The organism is Gottfriedia sp. OAE603 (assembly GCF_040543965.1).
Lineage (GTDB): Bacteria > Bacillota > Bacilli > Bacillales > Bacillaceae_G > Gottfriedia > Gottfriedia solisilvae.
Window position 1 is genome coordinate 2,547,728 of sequence record NZ_JBEUNN010000001.1, and the last position, 16,321, is coordinate 2,564,048.

Consider the following 16,321-nt stretch of genomic DNA (forward strand, 5'->3'; position numbering starts at 1 on the left):
TTCATCTCCCATTAATTTTTAAATACAATTCCACAAAGTGAGTGAAAGTCCTTTTAAAAATAGTTCTTTTGGGATTTACTTTTTTAACTATACTGCAAAAAAAATGAAATAGGAGCTGATTGTTCAAGAATCAGCTCCTATTTCTAGAATCTTGTTGAATTAACGTATGCGTTAGTTTAATAAGTTGATGTAGTAATATTGTTCTTTTTTAAAAATCTCTCTTTCTTTAAGCAAATCTGATTATTTAATTTCAGAAGAGTTCTCTATTAATTCAGAATAATAATGTAAAAGTTGAGGGTACTCTTTTACCTCTTTTTTACCTATTTCGCTAATACTGTAAGTTCCCCTTTTAATCCTAGTAAACCATCCATAATAGTTTTTATTTAAGATTGATAATGTCTTTTTTCCAGTACCAATATTACGAAGTGCTTTAGGCGATAATGGGCCAAAAAGTTCAAAGCAGCAAGCAATATGTATACAACTTTCCTTATACGCAGTCATAATTTTTGTTTTGTTACTCCCACCGATATTATGGTCTCCATTTCTACCCTCTATTTCATCTAGAAGTCTTTTCCTTTCATTCCTACTCATTTGCATACTTTTTTTACGATCGAAATGGGATGGTGTAATTTTTATTTCCACCTGTTCTTTGCTTTTTTGGAATGAAACGATTATTAGACCTAACTCTAACCTTCTTATTAAATAACAAATATTTTTCCATTTCTTAGAGTATAGACTGTAATTTGGCTTTGGAATTGCTATATAAACATTTTCCGATAACCGCTGTCTTTTGGTCGCTTGTATTAGAAGTTCCACCCTTAGATTTAATTTTAATTCAACAATAATCAGTTCGTTCTCTTTCACAGCAATCAAATCACAATGATTTACTTCCCCATAAACCTCATATTCACGTTGAATAAAATAATTTTGAATAGGCTTATATAAATCAACTTCGTATAACTTTGCCGTTTTATTTTTCATTTCTGTAAAATACTCCCTCAAATTATTAATTTAAGTATAATACAATCCTACTTTTTTAGTTTTATAAATTCTGTTAATTTGTTGAGAAAATTAAATAAAAATGATTACCGAAGCAGACCATCGTTGTTCAACTAACGCTCTCGTAAGTTCAATTAGATCATGAATTTTCTAACTAATAATGACGGTGTTTTTTTACAATCATTAATATATGTTCCAACCGAGATTAAAAGGTATAATTATCTTGATAGCAAAACATATAGTACAAATATTATTGGATAGGATGATTATGCTTAGAAAAATCCTTATGTTTTTATTAGTAACTTTTATATTTTTTATTTCAAGCAGTCAATTAGCGAAGGAGAACAATAGTATGGACAAAGTAAAGTTGAATTATGGAAAATATTCAATCCCTAAAACATTGGATCATATGATTAATTTACAGAAACAACTGAACGATGAAGGTTTATTAGAATTCGGTGATATAGGAGGATTATACTTTTCATATGATGAGATAGATACTCGTTACTTAAATACACCAATCGATGTAATCTCATTTGCAAGACCTGGTTCTGATGGTGTGCATTTCGGATTTTTAACTGATTTTGGACAAGTTTCAGACTTAGAAAGTGCATTTATTGTTCGAGTTTCTCCTATGGATTTTGATAATCCTGTACAAATTGTCGCTAGAAACATTCATGATTTCTTAAGGCTTTTATGCTATGCTCCAAGTTCAGTAGAGTTAGTTGATATTACTACAGACAAAGAGTATTTTAAAAAATACCCCGATGTAGCAGCAAGTCATATAATAAAAGGTAATGATGTTAAAGTGAGAGAAATTCTTAAAAATCAATTTGCTCTTGAACCTATAGACTCCTTATATGCCTACTTGCAAACAGTTAAACAGGTAAGAGAAAATGAAATTGTTCTGCCAACAGAAGACGGCATTGGAGTAATTAGCAAAAATATTACAAACAAAGAAGACATTCAGACACAAGATTTATTTGATTTAGACGGTGATACTTTTTCTCCAGAAGATGTAAAAAATTTTTTCGAAACATCTTCCTATGAAGCTAGGTTAGTATTTTTAAGAGATGCTCAGTCTAAAGGCTTGCTTTATGATTATGAGGAGATGAAAAATGTCCTTCAAGAACAACTGCGCCTAATGCATTTAGATGATGATGCAAAAAGGGTTATGTATTGAGTTGAAATAAAAAGGATAGGAAAGCAGAAATATTTATCTGCTTTTTCTATCCTTTTTAGTTGATTAATTAATCAGCACTATATTTTTTTGAATTCCCCCCCCTTAAATAGTTGTTAAAAAAGGAAGATATCCGTTTAAGTAGAATTAACTATTTGTTAATAGCTAATTATTAATGGGAGAGATGTCCGGTGTTTATTAATAAATGGTTAACAAATAAAATTGACCTAATATTTTTTTGGCTCGTAACGATACTAACTTTAATTACTAATTTTGTGGTTTGGTATATTTATGACAAATATAACCCAGTTAATAACCCAAATATATGGGGCGATCTTATCTTTAACATAGTTAGTTTTTTATATTTCGAATTGTTTATTATTCTATCTGCCTTTATAGGAAAGTGGGATAGGCTTACGTTTTATATAAGTTTAACCGCTTTCTTGTTTTATCTAAAGGAGTTTGCAGTTACTATTAATAGCAGTGAATCTTCTGGTTCTACTATACTAACATTAATCTTTGCTCCAGTTATATTTTTAATTTATTTTATACCACTAATACTAAGCGCTAAAATTGTACAGTATTTAATAAGGTTTTCAAAAAAATAGAAGCTGAAGTAGCGGAATAAATGAGTCGGTTAATCGTAGGTATCATAGTTATTTTTGTCATTATCGGAATAATAGACCAAGAAATAATTCCTCACATAAACTGACTGATTTCCTTTATAAAAATTAGAACGAACAAAGTCCAATTCATTCCCACCGAGGAATGGAGGCTCTTCGTAACCACCCCTTTTACACTCTTTTTATTCTTTTCTATAACTCATTTAAATTACCTTTTTTCTTGTTCAACTATCTGCCAGTTATAGTAAAAAATGGACTACCGAAGTAGCCCATCGTTGTTGAACTAACGCTCGCGTTAGTTACATAAGGATTGTTAAAAAAGGTCTCTGTAATGAGCAAGAACTGTACATTTTAATACAAAGAAATGTCCTCTTTAATCTTCAAGTTAAGTTTCCCATCTTCATCAACAGATTTTATAGTTATTAAAATTTTGCCGGAATAACCACCTTCAAAATAACCAATAACAGTTTTTGTATGTAATTCACCTTTGTTATCTTTATACTGAAGTACCATTGAGCTCTCACCAACATCCTTAGTGGGATTTACGTCGAGATTGTAGTCTTTATGTGATGCTATTGAAGGTATCTTTATATCGGATTTAATATTATCATAGGTCAAATATAATCCTGTTATGTCTATATTCGATTGATTTTTTATTTTAATATCGAAACCACCATTTATAAGATCATAACCTTTTACTCCTACTATCCCTGTTATCAAAATCGCAACTATAACTAAATTTTTTTTCATTTTATCCCCTAATTATTAAATTAAAAACTTATTTTACATTTCCATTTCAATAAATTATAACATTAAGATTAAACTATGCTGCCAAGTAGTTGAACAAAAAAATCCAATTAACTTATATTTAAGAACTCCAGCAAATTTAATCATCATTTATAAATATGAGGGCTTAGATGACCATGAACGCATGCGTTAGTTGAGTTAGGATTTATTTATTTCAGTACTGATTTCAAATCCTAGGACGATCATTACTATGTGTATTTCTTGCAATTTCTTCATTCATTATATCTTTATTACTTTTAACTGGCGCTTTTGTACCATACTTTTTTTGCATAAAGAAGCCTAGTGCAATTGCTAATATCCCAATTCCCCAAAATAAATATCCAAATAGTGTCAAATAATTATCCTCCTCTAATTAAGAAACAATATTTACTTACAATAAATTTTATGGTTCTACTTTTATATTCAATAATTTGGTATAAAACCATATCCTCCAAATCCTTTTAATTCAACTAGATTTACACATTTACATTCTTTCAAAATTTACACCTAACTAAAAATAATGATTATAAATCCATCTTGAGTTTATTAACTATTAACTTATAGGACCTGCTATTGAACTAACGCATTCGTTAGTTCAATAGGGTTAATTTTTTTAGTTACGATTTTACAATATTATAAGCAAGGCCAATTACACCCGAATTAAATGTTTTGTTTTCGACAAGCGAGAGATTATGTTTATATTCCGTTCCCTTAAATAAAGGTAAACCACTTCCTATAATAACTGGTGAAATAGTAATTTTAATTACATCAATTAAATCAAGTTCCATAAGATGATGTGCAAACCTTGGGCTACCTAAAATAATTATATCTTTACCTGACTGTTTTTTTATATTTTTAATTTCTTCTTCGATATTTTCTTTTACTAATCTTGAATTATTCCATTCAGCTTTTTCAAGTGTCGTAGAAAAAACAATCTTCTGTGTATCTTCAATCCATTTTGCATGTTCAATTTCATGTTCTGTTGCTGTAGGGTTAGCAGGTACCGAGGTCCAATAATTTTTCATCATTTGATATGTTCCTCTTCCCCATAAAACTGTGTCAACAGTACTTAGAATTTCCTTTGCATGCTTTTCTAACTCTTCATTGTAGGATACCCATCCAATATCCATGCCCCCATTTGGTCCCTCTACAAATCCATCTAAAGAAGAATGTAAAAATAAAATAACTTTTCTCATAATGCCCTCCTATTTTCTAATTAAGGTTGTTTTATATATTTATATAAAAAGCAATACTGACAGTGGGTGTAATACTCTTAGTATCTCTCACTACATTTCCCAAAAATCAGCAGTATTAAGTACGCTATATTATTTTTCTATAAAATAGTTGTATATCCTCTTTCCTTATTCCGCTAAACTACCTGTTAGCAAAATAAAAAGACTACCGAAGCAGTCTTTTGATCATCTACTAACTCTCACGTTAGTTAGAAATTATTATGAATTTAGTGAAGCACCTGTTAGATAAAAACATTGTACATCCACCACAGAGATGCCACATTTCTTTTAAGTCTAAATATATACATTTTTTATAGTAGGTTAGCTTTATTTACTTATTAAACTAACACTCTAGTTAGATTAACTACGACTGTATAAAAAATGTTTCAATTAACAGTAGCACACTTTTTATCTATATAATTTATATTTATATTATTAAAATCTTTAATTTCTAAAAGATATGTAACACTAGGAATTTCATGTGACCAATTATAACTATACCATTCCATATTTACAAAATAAGATTGATTTACACATATTGCATTCCATGTATTTTTATTTTTTACACTTATGGAATACTTTTCAAAAGGTGTATATATATTTTGTACATCAACATAAAAATGGTTTCCTTTTTCCTTTTTTATGTATTTTTTTAATATATTTATTCTCATTGAACTTGAGTGATTAATCATTTTATTTTTTTCTACTTTATTTGGAAACATAATATTTATTATTTTAGGGTTTAGTTTAATAAATATAAAAAATCCAATTTTTATGGTTATTGATACTACAATTATTCTCAGAATCAATTTCATATTGTTACTCCAGTTCTTCTAATATTCTAACCATTTGATATCTGCATAACCGACTACTCCAAAATGATAGTACCACTCGCCATCCAAAGGACTAACGAACATGCTATCAATCTTCTTTTATCATTTCCTATTCAGCATATTTTTTCGTTAGTTCAATAAAAAAAGCCAGTTAGAAATAACTATTTTTTAGTGTCATAAACGATTATAAACTCACTTTTTTTTCATTTATTCATATCCTAATAACACTTGGGAGGAGATGAAAAGTTGTGACTAATGATGAATTGATTTGTAAAGAGTTTGCTAGAATGATCGGTGGCCAAGAGGGATTTGCCGGGGGGAAATGTGTGGCAACAATAAATCGAAATGAAATACCAGCAATAATATTAGGAAAGCGATTCAGAGTAACCTCTTCTTTCTCATTTGAATCGAAAGATAATCAGACTAAACAAGCATTGTGCTTAGGTAGAGTTGCACTCTTACAAAATGAAGTTGAGCATTTTGTTTCTTCAATTGTTAAACAAGGAATAGTTGTTTCTTCCATTCACAATGAGTGGCTATTTGATAATCCAAATTTGATTTACGTTAATATCGAAGCTGTGGATGATCCATTAGTTTTTGCAAGGAAGGTCAGAAAAGCGCTAAAGAACTAATAGATAACTGCCCCCATAAAAAATATAAATGATGAGAAATTAATAAAGAGTCACTAATAATTGTTACTCTTTATTAGTTTCAGTCTGGATATAATTTTTAAATTTACTTATTCAACTAATGCGCTCGTTAGTTATATAACTAAATTTATAATTAAAACAAGAATTGAATATAGAAATTAAATTTTCCATTGCCTCGTAAAATAGACGTACCCCAAATACAAGCACATATGAAAAAGTATTTATTACAACTCTTGTACTTAAAATAGTGCCGGGTAGTAAAATGAAATTCTCAGCTAAATGTTGTTCCATTTATTTAATGGACATCTCCAACATATATCTATTTCAAAGACTTACGTATTTATTCGTTTTTTAGAAGAGACTTTGATCAAAAATAAAAAGATTATAAAAACCGGAATTTGCACATACAGTCCGAGGATGAAACTGCTTGCTACACATGCACCAAGTCCAAAGAACCCTGTCTTTCTTACTCCCCTTTTATCGCTATAAATTAATAATATCACTCCTAAAATTATTCCTGCTAATAGCGTTCCAATAATTTCATATAAATTAGTAGAGTAACTTACCCCAATTGAACCATTCATTTCTTTCCCTCATCCCTAAACCATATAATGATTTAATTCTAGCTTTATATATTAATTCCTTGTTTATCAAACCACTAGTTTGTTCATAAAAAAGCAGACATTGATTACTCTTAAACTTCAACTAAAGTGCTCGTTAGTTGAATAAGGTAAATATAAAAAGTTATTGGTAGTTACTTAGATTTGAGTACCTTTACCAAACTTACAAACCAATACAAAAAAATCCAAGGGAGTATATAAAAAGTTAAAAATTGTAATAACATTTTTACATTAAAAAAATTGTTTAAGCAGTACAATACGAGTAAAAAAAGAATAACTAAGATTACTGTTTGCCAAATTTTAAATGAGTCTTTCATATTCCTTCACCTTTCCCTAAATTTCCATTTATGTTGGATTAAATCTATAAATTTCTATATGAATACTTCTTTCTTTTTTTCACCATTTATAATTCAAAGATAATCACTTTTGCTTGAACCACTTTATTAATTCCTTACTAAAAATAATACATATTCCAATTATCAATGTAATAACTGGGATCCATATTACACCTCCTACTTGTGTATAGTTATTAGCACTATTTACACAGATAGCACTTGAATTACAAATTGTATCACTTAAACTTTCTACTAATGGAATGAGGAAAAACATAATAGAGAATATAATACATACATTGCCCCTACTGACCTTTTCAAATGCTTGACCTCCTTTTCGACTTATTCATTTAACCCCCGTATAACTTCTTTTTCCATATTATGTAATTATTGTCCTTAAATGATATTGCATTCACTCGAACTTTTATGTTTAATAATTTACTAGTTGGAACAAAAAAAAGGATGCTAGCCTTTTTTGTTGTTCAACTAACGGTCTCCTTAGTTGAACAAGTTAATTGTTTTTTCCAAATCCAATAACTGAAATAATAAATCCTACAAATACAATTAAATTTTCTAATCCCTCAAGATATGAATTAGTATCAACTGTCATAATACCACCAACTAAAATGATACTTATTCCGAGTAGCATAAATTTAATACCCGGTTTCTCTCTGTTTTTTACAAGTAAATAAATAAAATAGCAAACTAATATCAAAATCAATATTAATGCAAAAATTGTATTCAACTCCATTCCCTTTAATTTTACATTTTACATTCTTAAGCCTCTTACATTCGACAAAACCATATAGTTTACCTTTTTTTACCAATTACCCTCTTTTAACTATCTTTCTAAGAACAAAAAAGGAGTCGATCATCATCGACCCCTAAAACTTTATAACTAACTCGCTCATTAGTTTATAAGGAATGTTTATTAAATAATAACTCCATCCTTTTCCTCCAGATGAAAGCTTAAAAGTAATAACCATAATATTTGAATTTCAACACTTAGATGACATTACCTTTTTGCATTTGAAAAATCTATTCAATCAAACTGCCATTTACTTCAAAAAAAGTCGCATCAGCGACTTGTGTTCTTGTTCAACTAACGGTCTCGAAAGTTTAATTGATTAATATTTCACTACTTGTTAGTCTCTCATAATCTTTAATAATTAAATTCTTTATGTAAATCTCAATTTCTTTTTTTGAATGCAAAATTAATATAAATTTTCCACCATTTATTTAACCTTATTCGCCTTGTTCATTTCATTACAAACAGTGTGGTGATTATTTTATTTTGCTGTGTAAAACTTTTTTCATTAACTCATTTGAAATAATCAAAGCCTCACCTTTACTATTGGCTGGTCCTGAAACCATCCACCCGTTTTCACCTGACCAACCTTGATTCCCATTCGTATCTTCCCTAAATTCCTCAAACGTCACTTTACTAAAATCTTTGTTAGCAAATAGAATGCCATAGCTATCGATATGTGGTTCACCCTTTTTAAAGTAGCCATACACCATTGTTCCCATGCCATTTTGATCAAAAATAATCTCTAATTTATGGTCTTTATTCGGAAAGGAATAATTTGCACCTTTTACATCAATTAACCCTTTAAACGTTCTTTTTCCTAAGAAAGATTGATGCAGCTTTCCTTTTATTTTTATCGTCACAGAATTTACCTTATCATTGCCGGAACCCAATTGATATTCAACACCATTTAATGACTCATTTACTTTCTTTGGAACGAATTTATAAACACTGAAGCCAAAAGTAATTAAAACAGCTAAAACTAGGCATGAAATTAATATCTTTTTCAAAAAATGCCCCCAATAATATAATTTATTACTTTAATAATATTCCATTTAATTCCAATAAGTCCTTTTAGTTTTAAACCAAACTGCCAAATATTTAAACAAAAAAAGCCGCATTAGCGACTCGTGATTTTGTTCATTTAACGCGCTGGTAAGCTGAAGAAGGTAACCTTAAAAATTGGAGTAACTGATGGAACTTATCTACATTAATGGGCTAAACTGCCAGTTTGTTCAATAAGCTTTTGAAATAGAAATTGGATTGTAAGAGAATTACCTTTTGTTTATATTAGTCTCTATATCCATACCCAATTATTTTATGTGATTTTGTATCTGCATAAACTGCGAACCCACCTAATGTGGGATTATCCTTTGAAGGATAGTCGACAATGAAAACTTCTTTTCCAATAATTTTTTTGTCTTTTATAATTCCCATTGATTCTCGAAGGATTATTTTCTGAACACTTGCACCTTTCCAATTCCCATCGATATGCTTTTTATCCTCATTAGTTAGTTGATTCCATACATTTTCCCTGACATCTAATTGTTGTTTTTCATTACTATTTGCTTCCTTCATTTGATGATGTTCTAATTTGTTTGAAGATTCTTTTTGACAACCGTAAAGAGCACAAAATAAAGGAACGGAAGATAGGGCTATCAGAAATAACTTTTTCAAAACTACACCCCCATACACATTTTTTTGATCATATTAATTTAATCTAAAATAAAGTATTCTCCTTTAATAGATAAAAACCTTGTTCAACCATACAGCGTGTTAGCACAATTAAAAAAGACGACTAAAATGTCGATCATTTTATGAAACTAACGCGCTCGCTAGTTCTATAAGGAAATCAGATTTATTACTTTTTCTTAAAAATGCAAATAAAAATGACCTTCACTACGAAGATCATTTTTTAATCATAAATTACTTATTTTTTTGCTTTAGTAATTCTTTAATTTCACTTAATTGGTTTTCTATATTATGGAGCCGACTTTGCATGTCATCGATCTCTTGTTCTGCTTTATAATTTATCGCGAAATCAATTACAGATTCATGCTTATCTCTTACAGCTTGACGGTTTTGACTCATCATAATGACTGGTGCTTGAAATGCTGCAATAAAAGACAGACATAAATTCAATAATATGAATGGCGCAGAATCAAAATGAAATGTTTTTGTGATAGATAAGCTATTCCAAATCATCCAAGCAGTAAGTGTACAACTAAACCAAATAATAAACTTCCAACTACCTCCGAATTGGGCAATTTTATCTGCAATCTTATCTGACAACTTTGTTGATTGTTTGTAATCACTATTCAGATGTTGCAGGATCTCTGATTCATATCGGTCCACAAGTCGGTCAATACGTGATAAATTTTCTTGGTTTAAATCAATATCAAAACCTTGTATTTTATGGGGTTTCTCAATTTGTTTTTTAAAATTAATTTGTTTCCAGATGTTTTGTACCATTTTCCAACCTCCTCTTTTTTAGAGGAAGCCACGTTTCAAAATCTCATTGAAGTCGGACTACATTTTTATGTTGCAATCCGCCTTGGATATTCAATTGTATGACTTCCTCTGATGTCGGTAAATTATCCGACTCACTTATACTGGGACTACCCATAAAAATGTTCCACCTCACTTTTTTCGTATATAAACACTTTAATATTATATGATGACTTATCCATTTGGACTATACTATTTTAGAACTATTTAATTAATCTTTCTATATTTATGAATATCTTCCTGAATTTCCATTTATAAAATCGCAAATACGACTTAATCGTTATTGAACTAACGCGCTCGTTAGCTCAATTTAAAATGTAACACTGTTTATACAACCCACCATCTTTTCAATTCTCTAGAGAAATACATACCTAATCCTATAAAGAAGAGTATAAATCCAAAACATAAGGTATAATTTGTAATTCTCCATATAAATGGGGGTGTATTTTAATCAGTTATTTACAAGTGTGAATTTTTTAAAATTTTATTCTAGGTTACTGTCCTTATTTTAACCTTCTGGTTGTTTATTCATATAATGTTGAAGACCTATCAGAAAAGGAGTGAAATTATATGGTATTCTTGCCCCCTCAAGGTCCAATGAGACAACAACCACAATCGCCTCCCCCAACATTCATTCCACCAAGGCCTTCAGTATCCTATATAATAGACTGTTTATACCAAAACACTTATGTTTGGCTAAAAAATGGGGATGGCTTCTGGTTTTACCCAACACGAGTAGAGTATGGTGAAGTTTCTGGTTATAGATGGAACGGTGCCTTCTGGATGTTTTATGGAATTGATCCAAGATTTATTGATGCTTCTGCCTGTTATCCAACTCCTACTCTTTATTAATATCCAAAGCTCCTTGTGGAAATTAATACCACAAGGCTTTTTTCTTTGATTGCCTCAACAAAAATCACCTTTTTTATAAACTATCCTGCCTAATATTTATAGGAGCCGATCATCCACCCAAAATTGTTATTCATCTAGCGCTTCAGTTAGTTCAACAAGTTCAAGAATCGCTAATTTTATCGCACTACTCCAAAAATCACCTGGCTGACAATCCAAAGTCTTACATATCAGTTAATCATTCATTTTTTGACTTTATATCTGGGGAATTTTTTAATGGATTTTGAATTGCGTCCACAATGGCCGCGATGATACTTGTTGCTAAAATACCCATTAGACATAATAATGTAGGACCCGCTGAGTCATCACTATTTGTAACTTTAGCAAGCACCATTAAGCTTACTAATCATATCTAAATGAGGAAAATAACTGTAAAAGCATTATTGTTATTGAATTATCCTTTTAATTTTGACAAAAATAAAAAGCATTTCTCATTACAAAGAGATGCTCTTACTTTAAAATGTTAAATTAATAATTTGTTCAACAAAACTTCTAAACTGTATAAAAACTATTTGTCTAACTTTTTGGGTTCACTTCATCTGCTGCCCCTTATGTTGTTGAACTAACGCGCCAGTTAGTTCAATAAAGACTTACCTAATTCAGTTATCTCTGTAGATATGGAAACTTCCCCTTGATGTAAGAAGGTGAACTCTATTCTTACCTTTTTTATAAACTATATCAGAACCGAATTGGTCAACTTTTCGCCAACCAGCTAGTTGTACCTGAAAATGGTACAACCTATTAATTCCATTCCATTCGTATGAAACACTGTTATCATCAAAAGTTTTTTCAATTTGTGCAGTAAGTGGTACTGGAAATTTGTTCAAAGAAGATGGTTTTAAACACACAAAATTTAACCCAATTACTATTATAAAAGTACCTATTATCCATAAAATTTTTCTCTTCATTTTTAATCTCCCAATAATACTTTTTAGACATTTTATGCACTCCGCATCTTCTTATTCTAACGGAAAGCATTCTAAGTTAATAGCAAATTTTAATATGTATTATGCGTATTCTTTCTTCGAATAATCTGTCAGTTAGTACAATAAAAAAATCGACTAAAAAGTCGATCATGTTGTTCAACTAACGCGCCAGTTAGTTGAAGTTCACGAGTCACAAAAGTAGCTCTTCTTTGAACATACCTTGTTTTTGCCTATGTTCAAACTCCTTAAAGTATGGTCAAGCTTACGTTTTAGGTCTTCCATTGAGCCTCTTTGTAAAGTTCAAATATATTTATTAACATCTCGGATTATTATTACGTTCTTCTGTGCATCTTAGGTAAGTAGCACATTTCTCTTTGAAACACTTAGTTACTGTCCCAGATTTAAGTTTATCTTTAAACTTCTCATAGCAGTAACATACTTCATCGTCCTGTAAAGGTTCATTCTTTCGACCAAAGACCATTGGTCCGATATCAGAAGGTTTTAAGTCTTCTATTCTGTTATCTTTTTTGTACTTATCTAAACAAGACTTACATATACAAGATCTTCTTACCTCTTTTGGTGATATCTGATTAAATATCTCTCTTGGGAAATACTCACCATTACACCAACAAGTCATCCCACTTGAGCACTTATTCTCATTACCACACATGGGACAGAGCTTAATTGCCATTAAATACCCTCCTCAATAATATGGTTAACAAAAAGAATTTCCCTTTAATTCTGTTCAATCATTTAATTGTTTTACTAAATTAATCCATTTAATTATATCAATCCTTATCTAACTAAATTGCCAAATACTTAAATAAAAAAGGCAGCCATTAGCTGATCTCTCTCTTAAACTAACGCGCCATTAAGTTGAAGAAGGTTGAATAGGAATACTTACATTTTATTAGTTTTTGATAAATCAAAGAATATCCCGAATCACCAGCAATTAGAATGGGGTTCGGTTCATTCTTTTTTACAATACAAATGGAAAAAGCGTACAAATGAAATCATTTACAGCGACGACATGCTACACTGGGGAGTTTCAAAAATAACATTCAACGTCTTCACTGACATACTTTGGTCATAAAAAATGCACCTCCAATTGTTAGTTGTGTCTAACAATTGGGGTGCATTTCAATTTCGGCTCTTTTTTTATTTTATATTTCGTAAATTTCCGCACATTCCGCCCCAGTCGGCTCATAAAAGCAATGATTCTTCCAAACTCCCGCATAAGGCTGACCATACCATTTAGGCGGACACTTGGTATTTTGAACTCCCGCACCCGATGGATTGAAATACCACAAAGAATACACAGCAGGATATAGTCGCCAATTCTGTAAACATTGTCTAGCAAGCTTCAAATAAGGCTCGGTCGCTCTTTGATAAAAAGATGGCGATTGAATCGCGTCGAAGGAAGCGTCACTCCCATGATATTGATAAATGACCTCTCGAATTGTATCAACATTTTTGAAATCTGAACACTTGACCAAGGCTCGATTTATCACGACAGCACCAACAGATAACATCCCCCTTTGTCCTTCCGCTTCCGCTTCGGTTCGGATTAATCTTGCCAATAATTCAACATCACTTTGAATGTATTTTATTCGAGCCATAGAAAAACCCCCTTTATTCAAGATATGATTTTTCGCAACTTTTTACGTTAAAAAAACTCGCTTTTAGAAAATGATTTTAATATCTGCTATTTAATTGTCCCCATCCCGCCAATTGTTACTCTTACTTTTACGTTTACATCAGCCTTTGATAATGTCTTTCCCCACTGATTTTGTACTTTCTTAAAATCTGGGTACATGTAGGCTCTTGCATATACACCTAATCCTATTGGATCGATTTTACTTGATTGAATTTTCTTAATCAGATTTTCAAAATCCTCCTTTAGTTTAGTTTCTATGGACTTTTGTAGTTGCGCAGGATCTTTCCTTACATTGTAAGTGAACAATCGTTCAGTTAATGCAATCCTCATTTTTACGTTTATATCAAACTTAAAATCTTTATTTTCTTTTCCCACTTTTGTCTTTACTTTTATACTTTGCGTGTAAAAACTTAACATTGGTTTATCCACTTTATTTGAGACAGTTGGAAGTTCTATTGTAATAGGAAATTCACCATTATTCTTGTGCTGCAATATTCGTAATAATTTGTTTTCGTATGGTGTTATTATTAATTTATACTTGTCTTCTTCATCTAGAAGGACGGAACCTTTCACATATACTTTATCTGTTTTTTTCATAACGGAAATGGTTGGAGTGACTCCTTTATCCATAATTTGTTTATGAAATTCTTGGAGATTAGTTTTAACAGTGATATTACGTCTATAGGCAGTATCAATCAATTTTGTGATATAAACTGGAAGACGAGCTTTATCTTTCGGTCTAAATAAAAATACATCCGATACTGGTCCATCAACAGCAACAACTCGAGGCGTTACTGTATTTTTAGGGTCTCGAAAAAAAGGATCCAGATAATCTGCCCAATGCTTTTGTTCTAAAAGGCGTTTACCTATTAAAATAACTTGCGTTTTGCTTCCAGTTGTCAAACCCATAACAGTAGAATCAAATTGATCTCTAGAACTCCGAATAGTAACTGCTTTCACAAAGTTAGTTTCATCTTTCTCCTTTGCTTCTTCCGCAAAAACCGGGCTTAACATGTATACCATTAAATTATCATTCTTATCTAAATCAATACCCATTATTAATGTCATAGAAACATCCTCAACATTTGTGTGATCGATGCATCCATTCATCGTAATAGACAACACCAAAATACAGCAAAGTAATCTCAATTTCAATGTTTCTTCCTCCAGGTAAACTTGTCATATATATAGCTATACATCCATAAACACACGGAAGATATATACGTCAAAATCAAACCTGAATTTGACACGATTTTTTGCCAGTTCTCTGATTGATTCCAAGTAGGATGAACGCAATATACTAACCCAATAATTAACAACAATAAGATAATGACATGGTGACTATGATCTTGTTTTCTTAGTAATTTACTTGAACAAAACACTGCACAATATACACATGTAATCCAAGCTGTAGCAACAACTATCAAATATATGGCCAATAAGATCATGTCAAATCGCTCCAAAAACCGAAACTCAATTACTTTAACTAAATTCAATACTGGTTGATTAAATTCTGTAATCTCATCCGGGCTAAAAAATGCAAAACATACAAGTGTAGTAAACAAATAAAATAGCATAGTTAAAGTATTCGCAACAATAACGCCATGAACTGCGTACTGCTTTTTTGTAAAAAAGGATATAAAAAGAACACAATATCAAAACCTAAAAATGCAAATATTGTTGTTGGTACTGCTGATAACACAGGTTTCCATCCTTCTTTAAGTATTGGAAGTATATTTAAAAAAGTACCATTGTCCCATATAGGTACCAAGAAAAGTAGTGGAATCCAAAGAGTCATATAAAAAGATAGTTCGCAATACCTCCCTATTATTTGAATACCATTACGAGCAACTAAAAAAGTGGGAATTGCAAACAACAATATTATAATATAGTCTGGAGTTTTTGGAAGAAGCCACCCTTTTAGGTAAAGCATGCCATTCACAAAAATAATACAGGAGTAACAAGCAAAATAGATTATGTAAATGACGATGGCGATTTTCCCAACTACCTTCCCAAAAAATCGTATAAGAATTTCATAAAGAGTATCATTAGGGTATTTTTGGGCTGTTTTGACCATAAAGATTCCAGCTGACATGGATAAAAGCCAGCCAATTATTATAGCTATCCACCCATCCGTTCCTGCTTTTTCAGCCAGTACTCTTGGCAGAGACAATACTCCAGTGGCAACTTGCATACCATTAATTAAGAATATATACTGTAATGTCGTAATTTCATTATTGGAATACTTATTCATAGTC

17 protein-coding genes and 1 pseudogene are annotated in these 16,321 nt (G+C 30.8%); 3 read left to right on the forward strand and 15 right to left on the reverse strand.

The features are described 5' to 3' along the window. Positions 1 to 240: 240 nt before the first annotated feature. Complete coding sequence (locus tag ABID96_RS12950; protein ID WP_192602401.1) at positions 241 to 981, reverse strand: DUF2161 domain-containing phosphodiesterase; 741 nt, start codon at positions 979 to 981, stop codon at positions 241 to 243. Positions 982 to 1,351: 370 nt separating this feature from the next. Between ABID96_RS12950 and ABID96_RS12955 the strand changes: the two genes are divergently transcribed. Next, positions 1,352 to 2,182, forward strand: a complete 831-nt coding sequence (locus ABID96_RS12955; protein WP_192602402.1) for a hypothetical protein — start codon at positions 1,352 to 1,354, stop codon at positions 2,180 to 2,182. A 971-nt stretch (positions 2,183 to 3,153) separates the two neighbouring features. Here the strand turns inward: ABID96_RS12955 and ABID96_RS12960 are convergent. From ABID96_RS12960 to ABID96_RS12975, 4 genes are all read right to left on the reverse strand, one after another. Next, the gene (locus ABID96_RS12960; protein WP_192603193.1) at positions 3,154 to 3,552 is read right to left on the reverse strand and encodes a hypothetical protein; all 399 of its coding nucleotides are present in this window, start codon (positions 3,550 to 3,552) and stop codon (positions 3,154 to 3,156) included. 223 nt (positions 3,553 to 3,775) lie between these two features. Then, a complete protein-coding gene (locus tag ABID96_RS12965) occupies positions 3,776 to 3,943 on the reverse strand; it encodes a hypothetical protein (RefSeq protein WP_192602403.1) in 168 nt (55 codons plus the stop codon). Positions 3,944 to 4,205: 262 nt separating this feature from the next. Beyond that, positions 4,206 to 4,784: a dihydrofolate reductase family protein gene (locus ABID96_RS12970; protein WP_192602404.1), complete on the reverse strand. Its 579-nt coding sequence runs from the start codon at positions 4,782 to 4,784 to the stop codon at positions 4,206 to 4,208. 422 nt (positions 4,785 to 5,206) lie between these two features. Next, positions 5,207 to 5,635, reverse strand: coding sequence for a hypothetical protein (locus ABID96_RS12975; protein ID WP_192602405.1), 429 nt, complete (start codon positions 5,633 to 5,635; stop codon positions 5,207 to 5,209). 305 nt (positions 5,636 to 5,940) lie between these two features. On the opposite strand from ABID96_RS12975, the gene ABID96_RS12980 reads away from it, so the two are divergent. Beyond that, complete coding sequence (locus tag ABID96_RS12980; protein WP_192603139.1) at positions 5,941 to 6,285, forward strand: DUF1259 domain-containing protein; 345 nt, start codon at positions 5,941 to 5,943, stop codon at positions 6,283 to 6,285. A gap of 350 nt (positions 6,286 to 6,635) precedes the next feature. Here the strand turns inward: ABID96_RS12980 and ABID96_RS12985 are convergent, their stop codons facing one another. From ABID96_RS12985 to ABID96_RS13005, 5 genes are all read right to left on the reverse strand, one after another. Then, positions 6,636 to 6,887 carry a hypothetical protein gene (locus ABID96_RS12985; RefSeq protein ID WP_192602406.1) on the reverse strand — a complete coding sequence of 84 codons (252 nt, stop codon included), beginning with the start codon at positions 6,885 to 6,887 and terminating at the stop codon, positions 6,636 to 6,638. Between the two features lie 879 nt (positions 6,888 to 7,766). Further along, a complete protein-coding gene (locus ABID96_RS12990; protein ID WP_377896886.1) occupies positions 7,767 to 8,000 on the reverse strand; it encodes a hypothetical protein in 234 nt (77 codons plus the stop codon). A 539-nt stretch (positions 8,001 to 8,539) separates the two neighbouring features. Next, entirely contained in the window at positions 8,540 to 9,073 is a 534-nt protein-coding gene (locus ABID96_RS12995; protein ID WP_192602408.1) for a hypothetical protein, read from the reverse strand. 280 nt (positions 9,074 to 9,353) lie between these two features. Beyond that, positions 9,354 to 9,740 carry a hypothetical protein gene (locus ABID96_RS13000; RefSeq protein ID WP_192602409.1) on the reverse strand — a complete coding sequence of 129 codons (387 nt, stop codon included), beginning with the start codon at positions 9,738 to 9,740 and terminating at the stop codon, positions 9,354 to 9,356. Positions 9,741 to 9,989: 249 nt separating this feature from the next. After that, positions 9,990 to 10,535 carry a DUF1003 domain-containing protein gene (locus tag ABID96_RS13005; protein ID WP_192602410.1) on the reverse strand — a complete coding sequence of 182 codons (546 nt, stop codon included), beginning with the start codon at positions 10,533 to 10,535 and terminating at the stop codon, positions 9,990 to 9,992. Between the two features lie 606 nt (positions 10,536 to 11,141). Between ABID96_RS13005 and ABID96_RS13010 the strand changes: the two genes are divergently transcribed. Beyond that, a complete protein-coding gene (locus ABID96_RS13010) occupies positions 11,142 to 11,423 on the forward strand; it encodes a transporter (RefSeq protein ID WP_377896887.1) in 282 nt (93 codons plus the stop codon). Positions 11,424 to 12,079: 656 nt separating this feature from the next. Here the strand turns inward: ABID96_RS13010 and ABID96_RS13015 are convergent. The 5 genes and pseudogenes from ABID96_RS13015 to ABID96_RS13035 all read right to left on the reverse strand — a co-directional run bounded on the left by ABID96_RS13015 (position 12,080) and on the right by ABID96_RS13035 (position 16,317). Further along, on the reverse strand, positions 12,080 to 12,388 hold the full coding sequence (locus ABID96_RS13015; RefSeq protein ID WP_192602412.1) for a hypothetical protein: 309 nt from the start codon (positions 12,386 to 12,388) through the stop codon (positions 12,080 to 12,082). Positions 12,389 to 12,719: 331 nt separating this feature from the next. Continuing rightward, positions 12,720 to 13,097, reverse strand: coding sequence for a cysteine-rich CWC family protein (locus tag ABID96_RS13020; RefSeq protein ID WP_192602413.1), 378 nt, complete (start codon positions 13,095 to 13,097; stop codon positions 12,720 to 12,722). A 472-nt stretch (positions 13,098 to 13,569) separates the two neighbouring features. Further along, positions 13,570 to 14,025, reverse strand: a complete 456-nt coding sequence (locus ABID96_RS13025; RefSeq protein ID WP_192602414.1) for a cell wall hydrolase — start codon at positions 14,023 to 14,025, stop codon at positions 13,570 to 13,572. 86 nt (positions 14,026 to 14,111) lie between these two features. Further along, a complete protein-coding gene (locus tag ABID96_RS13030) occupies positions 14,112 to 15,218 on the reverse strand; it encodes a Ger(x)C family spore germination protein (protein WP_192602415.1) in 1,107 nt (368 codons plus the stop codon). Beyond that, a pseudogene (locus tag ABID96_RS13035) lies at positions 15,215 to 16,317 on the reverse strand (GerAB/ArcD/ProY family transporter). Before ABID96_RS13035 ends, ABID96_RS13030 begins: the two are co-directional and overlap by 4 nt. Positions 16,318 to 16,321: the final 4 nt, after the last annotated feature.

What these genes read in the sequence shown, in the direction of transcription:
- ABID96_RS12975 (WP_192602405.1), bottom strand. Translation starts at nt 5,635, where the DNA reads ATGAAATTGATTCTGAGAATAATTGTAGTATCAATAACCATAAAAATT.
- ABID96_RS13015 (WP_192602412.1), bottom strand. Translation starts at nt 12,388, where the DNA reads ATGAAGAGAAAAATTTTATGGATAATAGGTACTTTTATAATAGTAATT.
- ABID96_RS13005 (WP_192602410.1), bottom strand. Translation starts at nt 10,535, where the DNA reads ATGGTACAAAACATCTGGAAACAAATTAATTTTAAAAAACAAATTGAG.
- ABID96_RS13010 (WP_377896887.1), top strand. Translation starts at nt 11,142, where the DNA reads ATGGTATTCTTGCCCCCTCAAGGTCCAATGAGACAACAACCACAATCG.
- ABID96_RS13025 (WP_192602414.1), bottom strand. Translation starts at nt 14,025, where the DNA reads ATGGCTCGAATAAAATACATTCAAAGTGATGTTGAATTATTGGCAAGA.
- ABID96_RS12970 (WP_192602404.1), bottom strand. Translation starts at nt 4,784, where the DNA reads ATGAGAAAAGTTATTTTATTTTTACATTCTTCTTTAGATGGATTTGTA.
- ABID96_RS12980 (WP_192603139.1), top strand. Translation starts at nt 5,941, where the DNA reads ATGATCGGTGGCCAAGAGGGATTTGCCGGGGGGAAATGTGTGGCAACA.
- ABID96_RS12955 (WP_192602402.1), top strand. Translation starts at nt 1,352, where the DNA reads ATGGACAAAGTAAAGTTGAATTATGGAAAATATTCAATCCCTAAAACA.
- ABID96_RS13020 (WP_192602413.1), bottom strand. Translation starts at nt 13,097, where the DNA reads ATGGCAATTAAGCTCTGTCCCATGTGTGGTAATGAGAATAAGTGCTCA.
- ABID96_RS12960 (WP_192603193.1), bottom strand. Translation starts at nt 3,552, where the DNA reads ATGAAAAAAAATTTAGTTATAGTTGCGATTTTGATAACAGGGATAGTA.
- ABID96_RS12950 (WP_192602401.1), bottom strand. Translation starts at nt 981, where the DNA reads ATGAAAAATAAAACGGCAAAGTTATACGAAGTTGATTTATATAAGCCT.
- ABID96_RS12985 (WP_192602406.1), bottom strand. Translation starts at nt 6,887, where the DNA reads ATGAATGGTTCAATTGGGGTAAGTTACTCTACTAATTTATATGAAATT.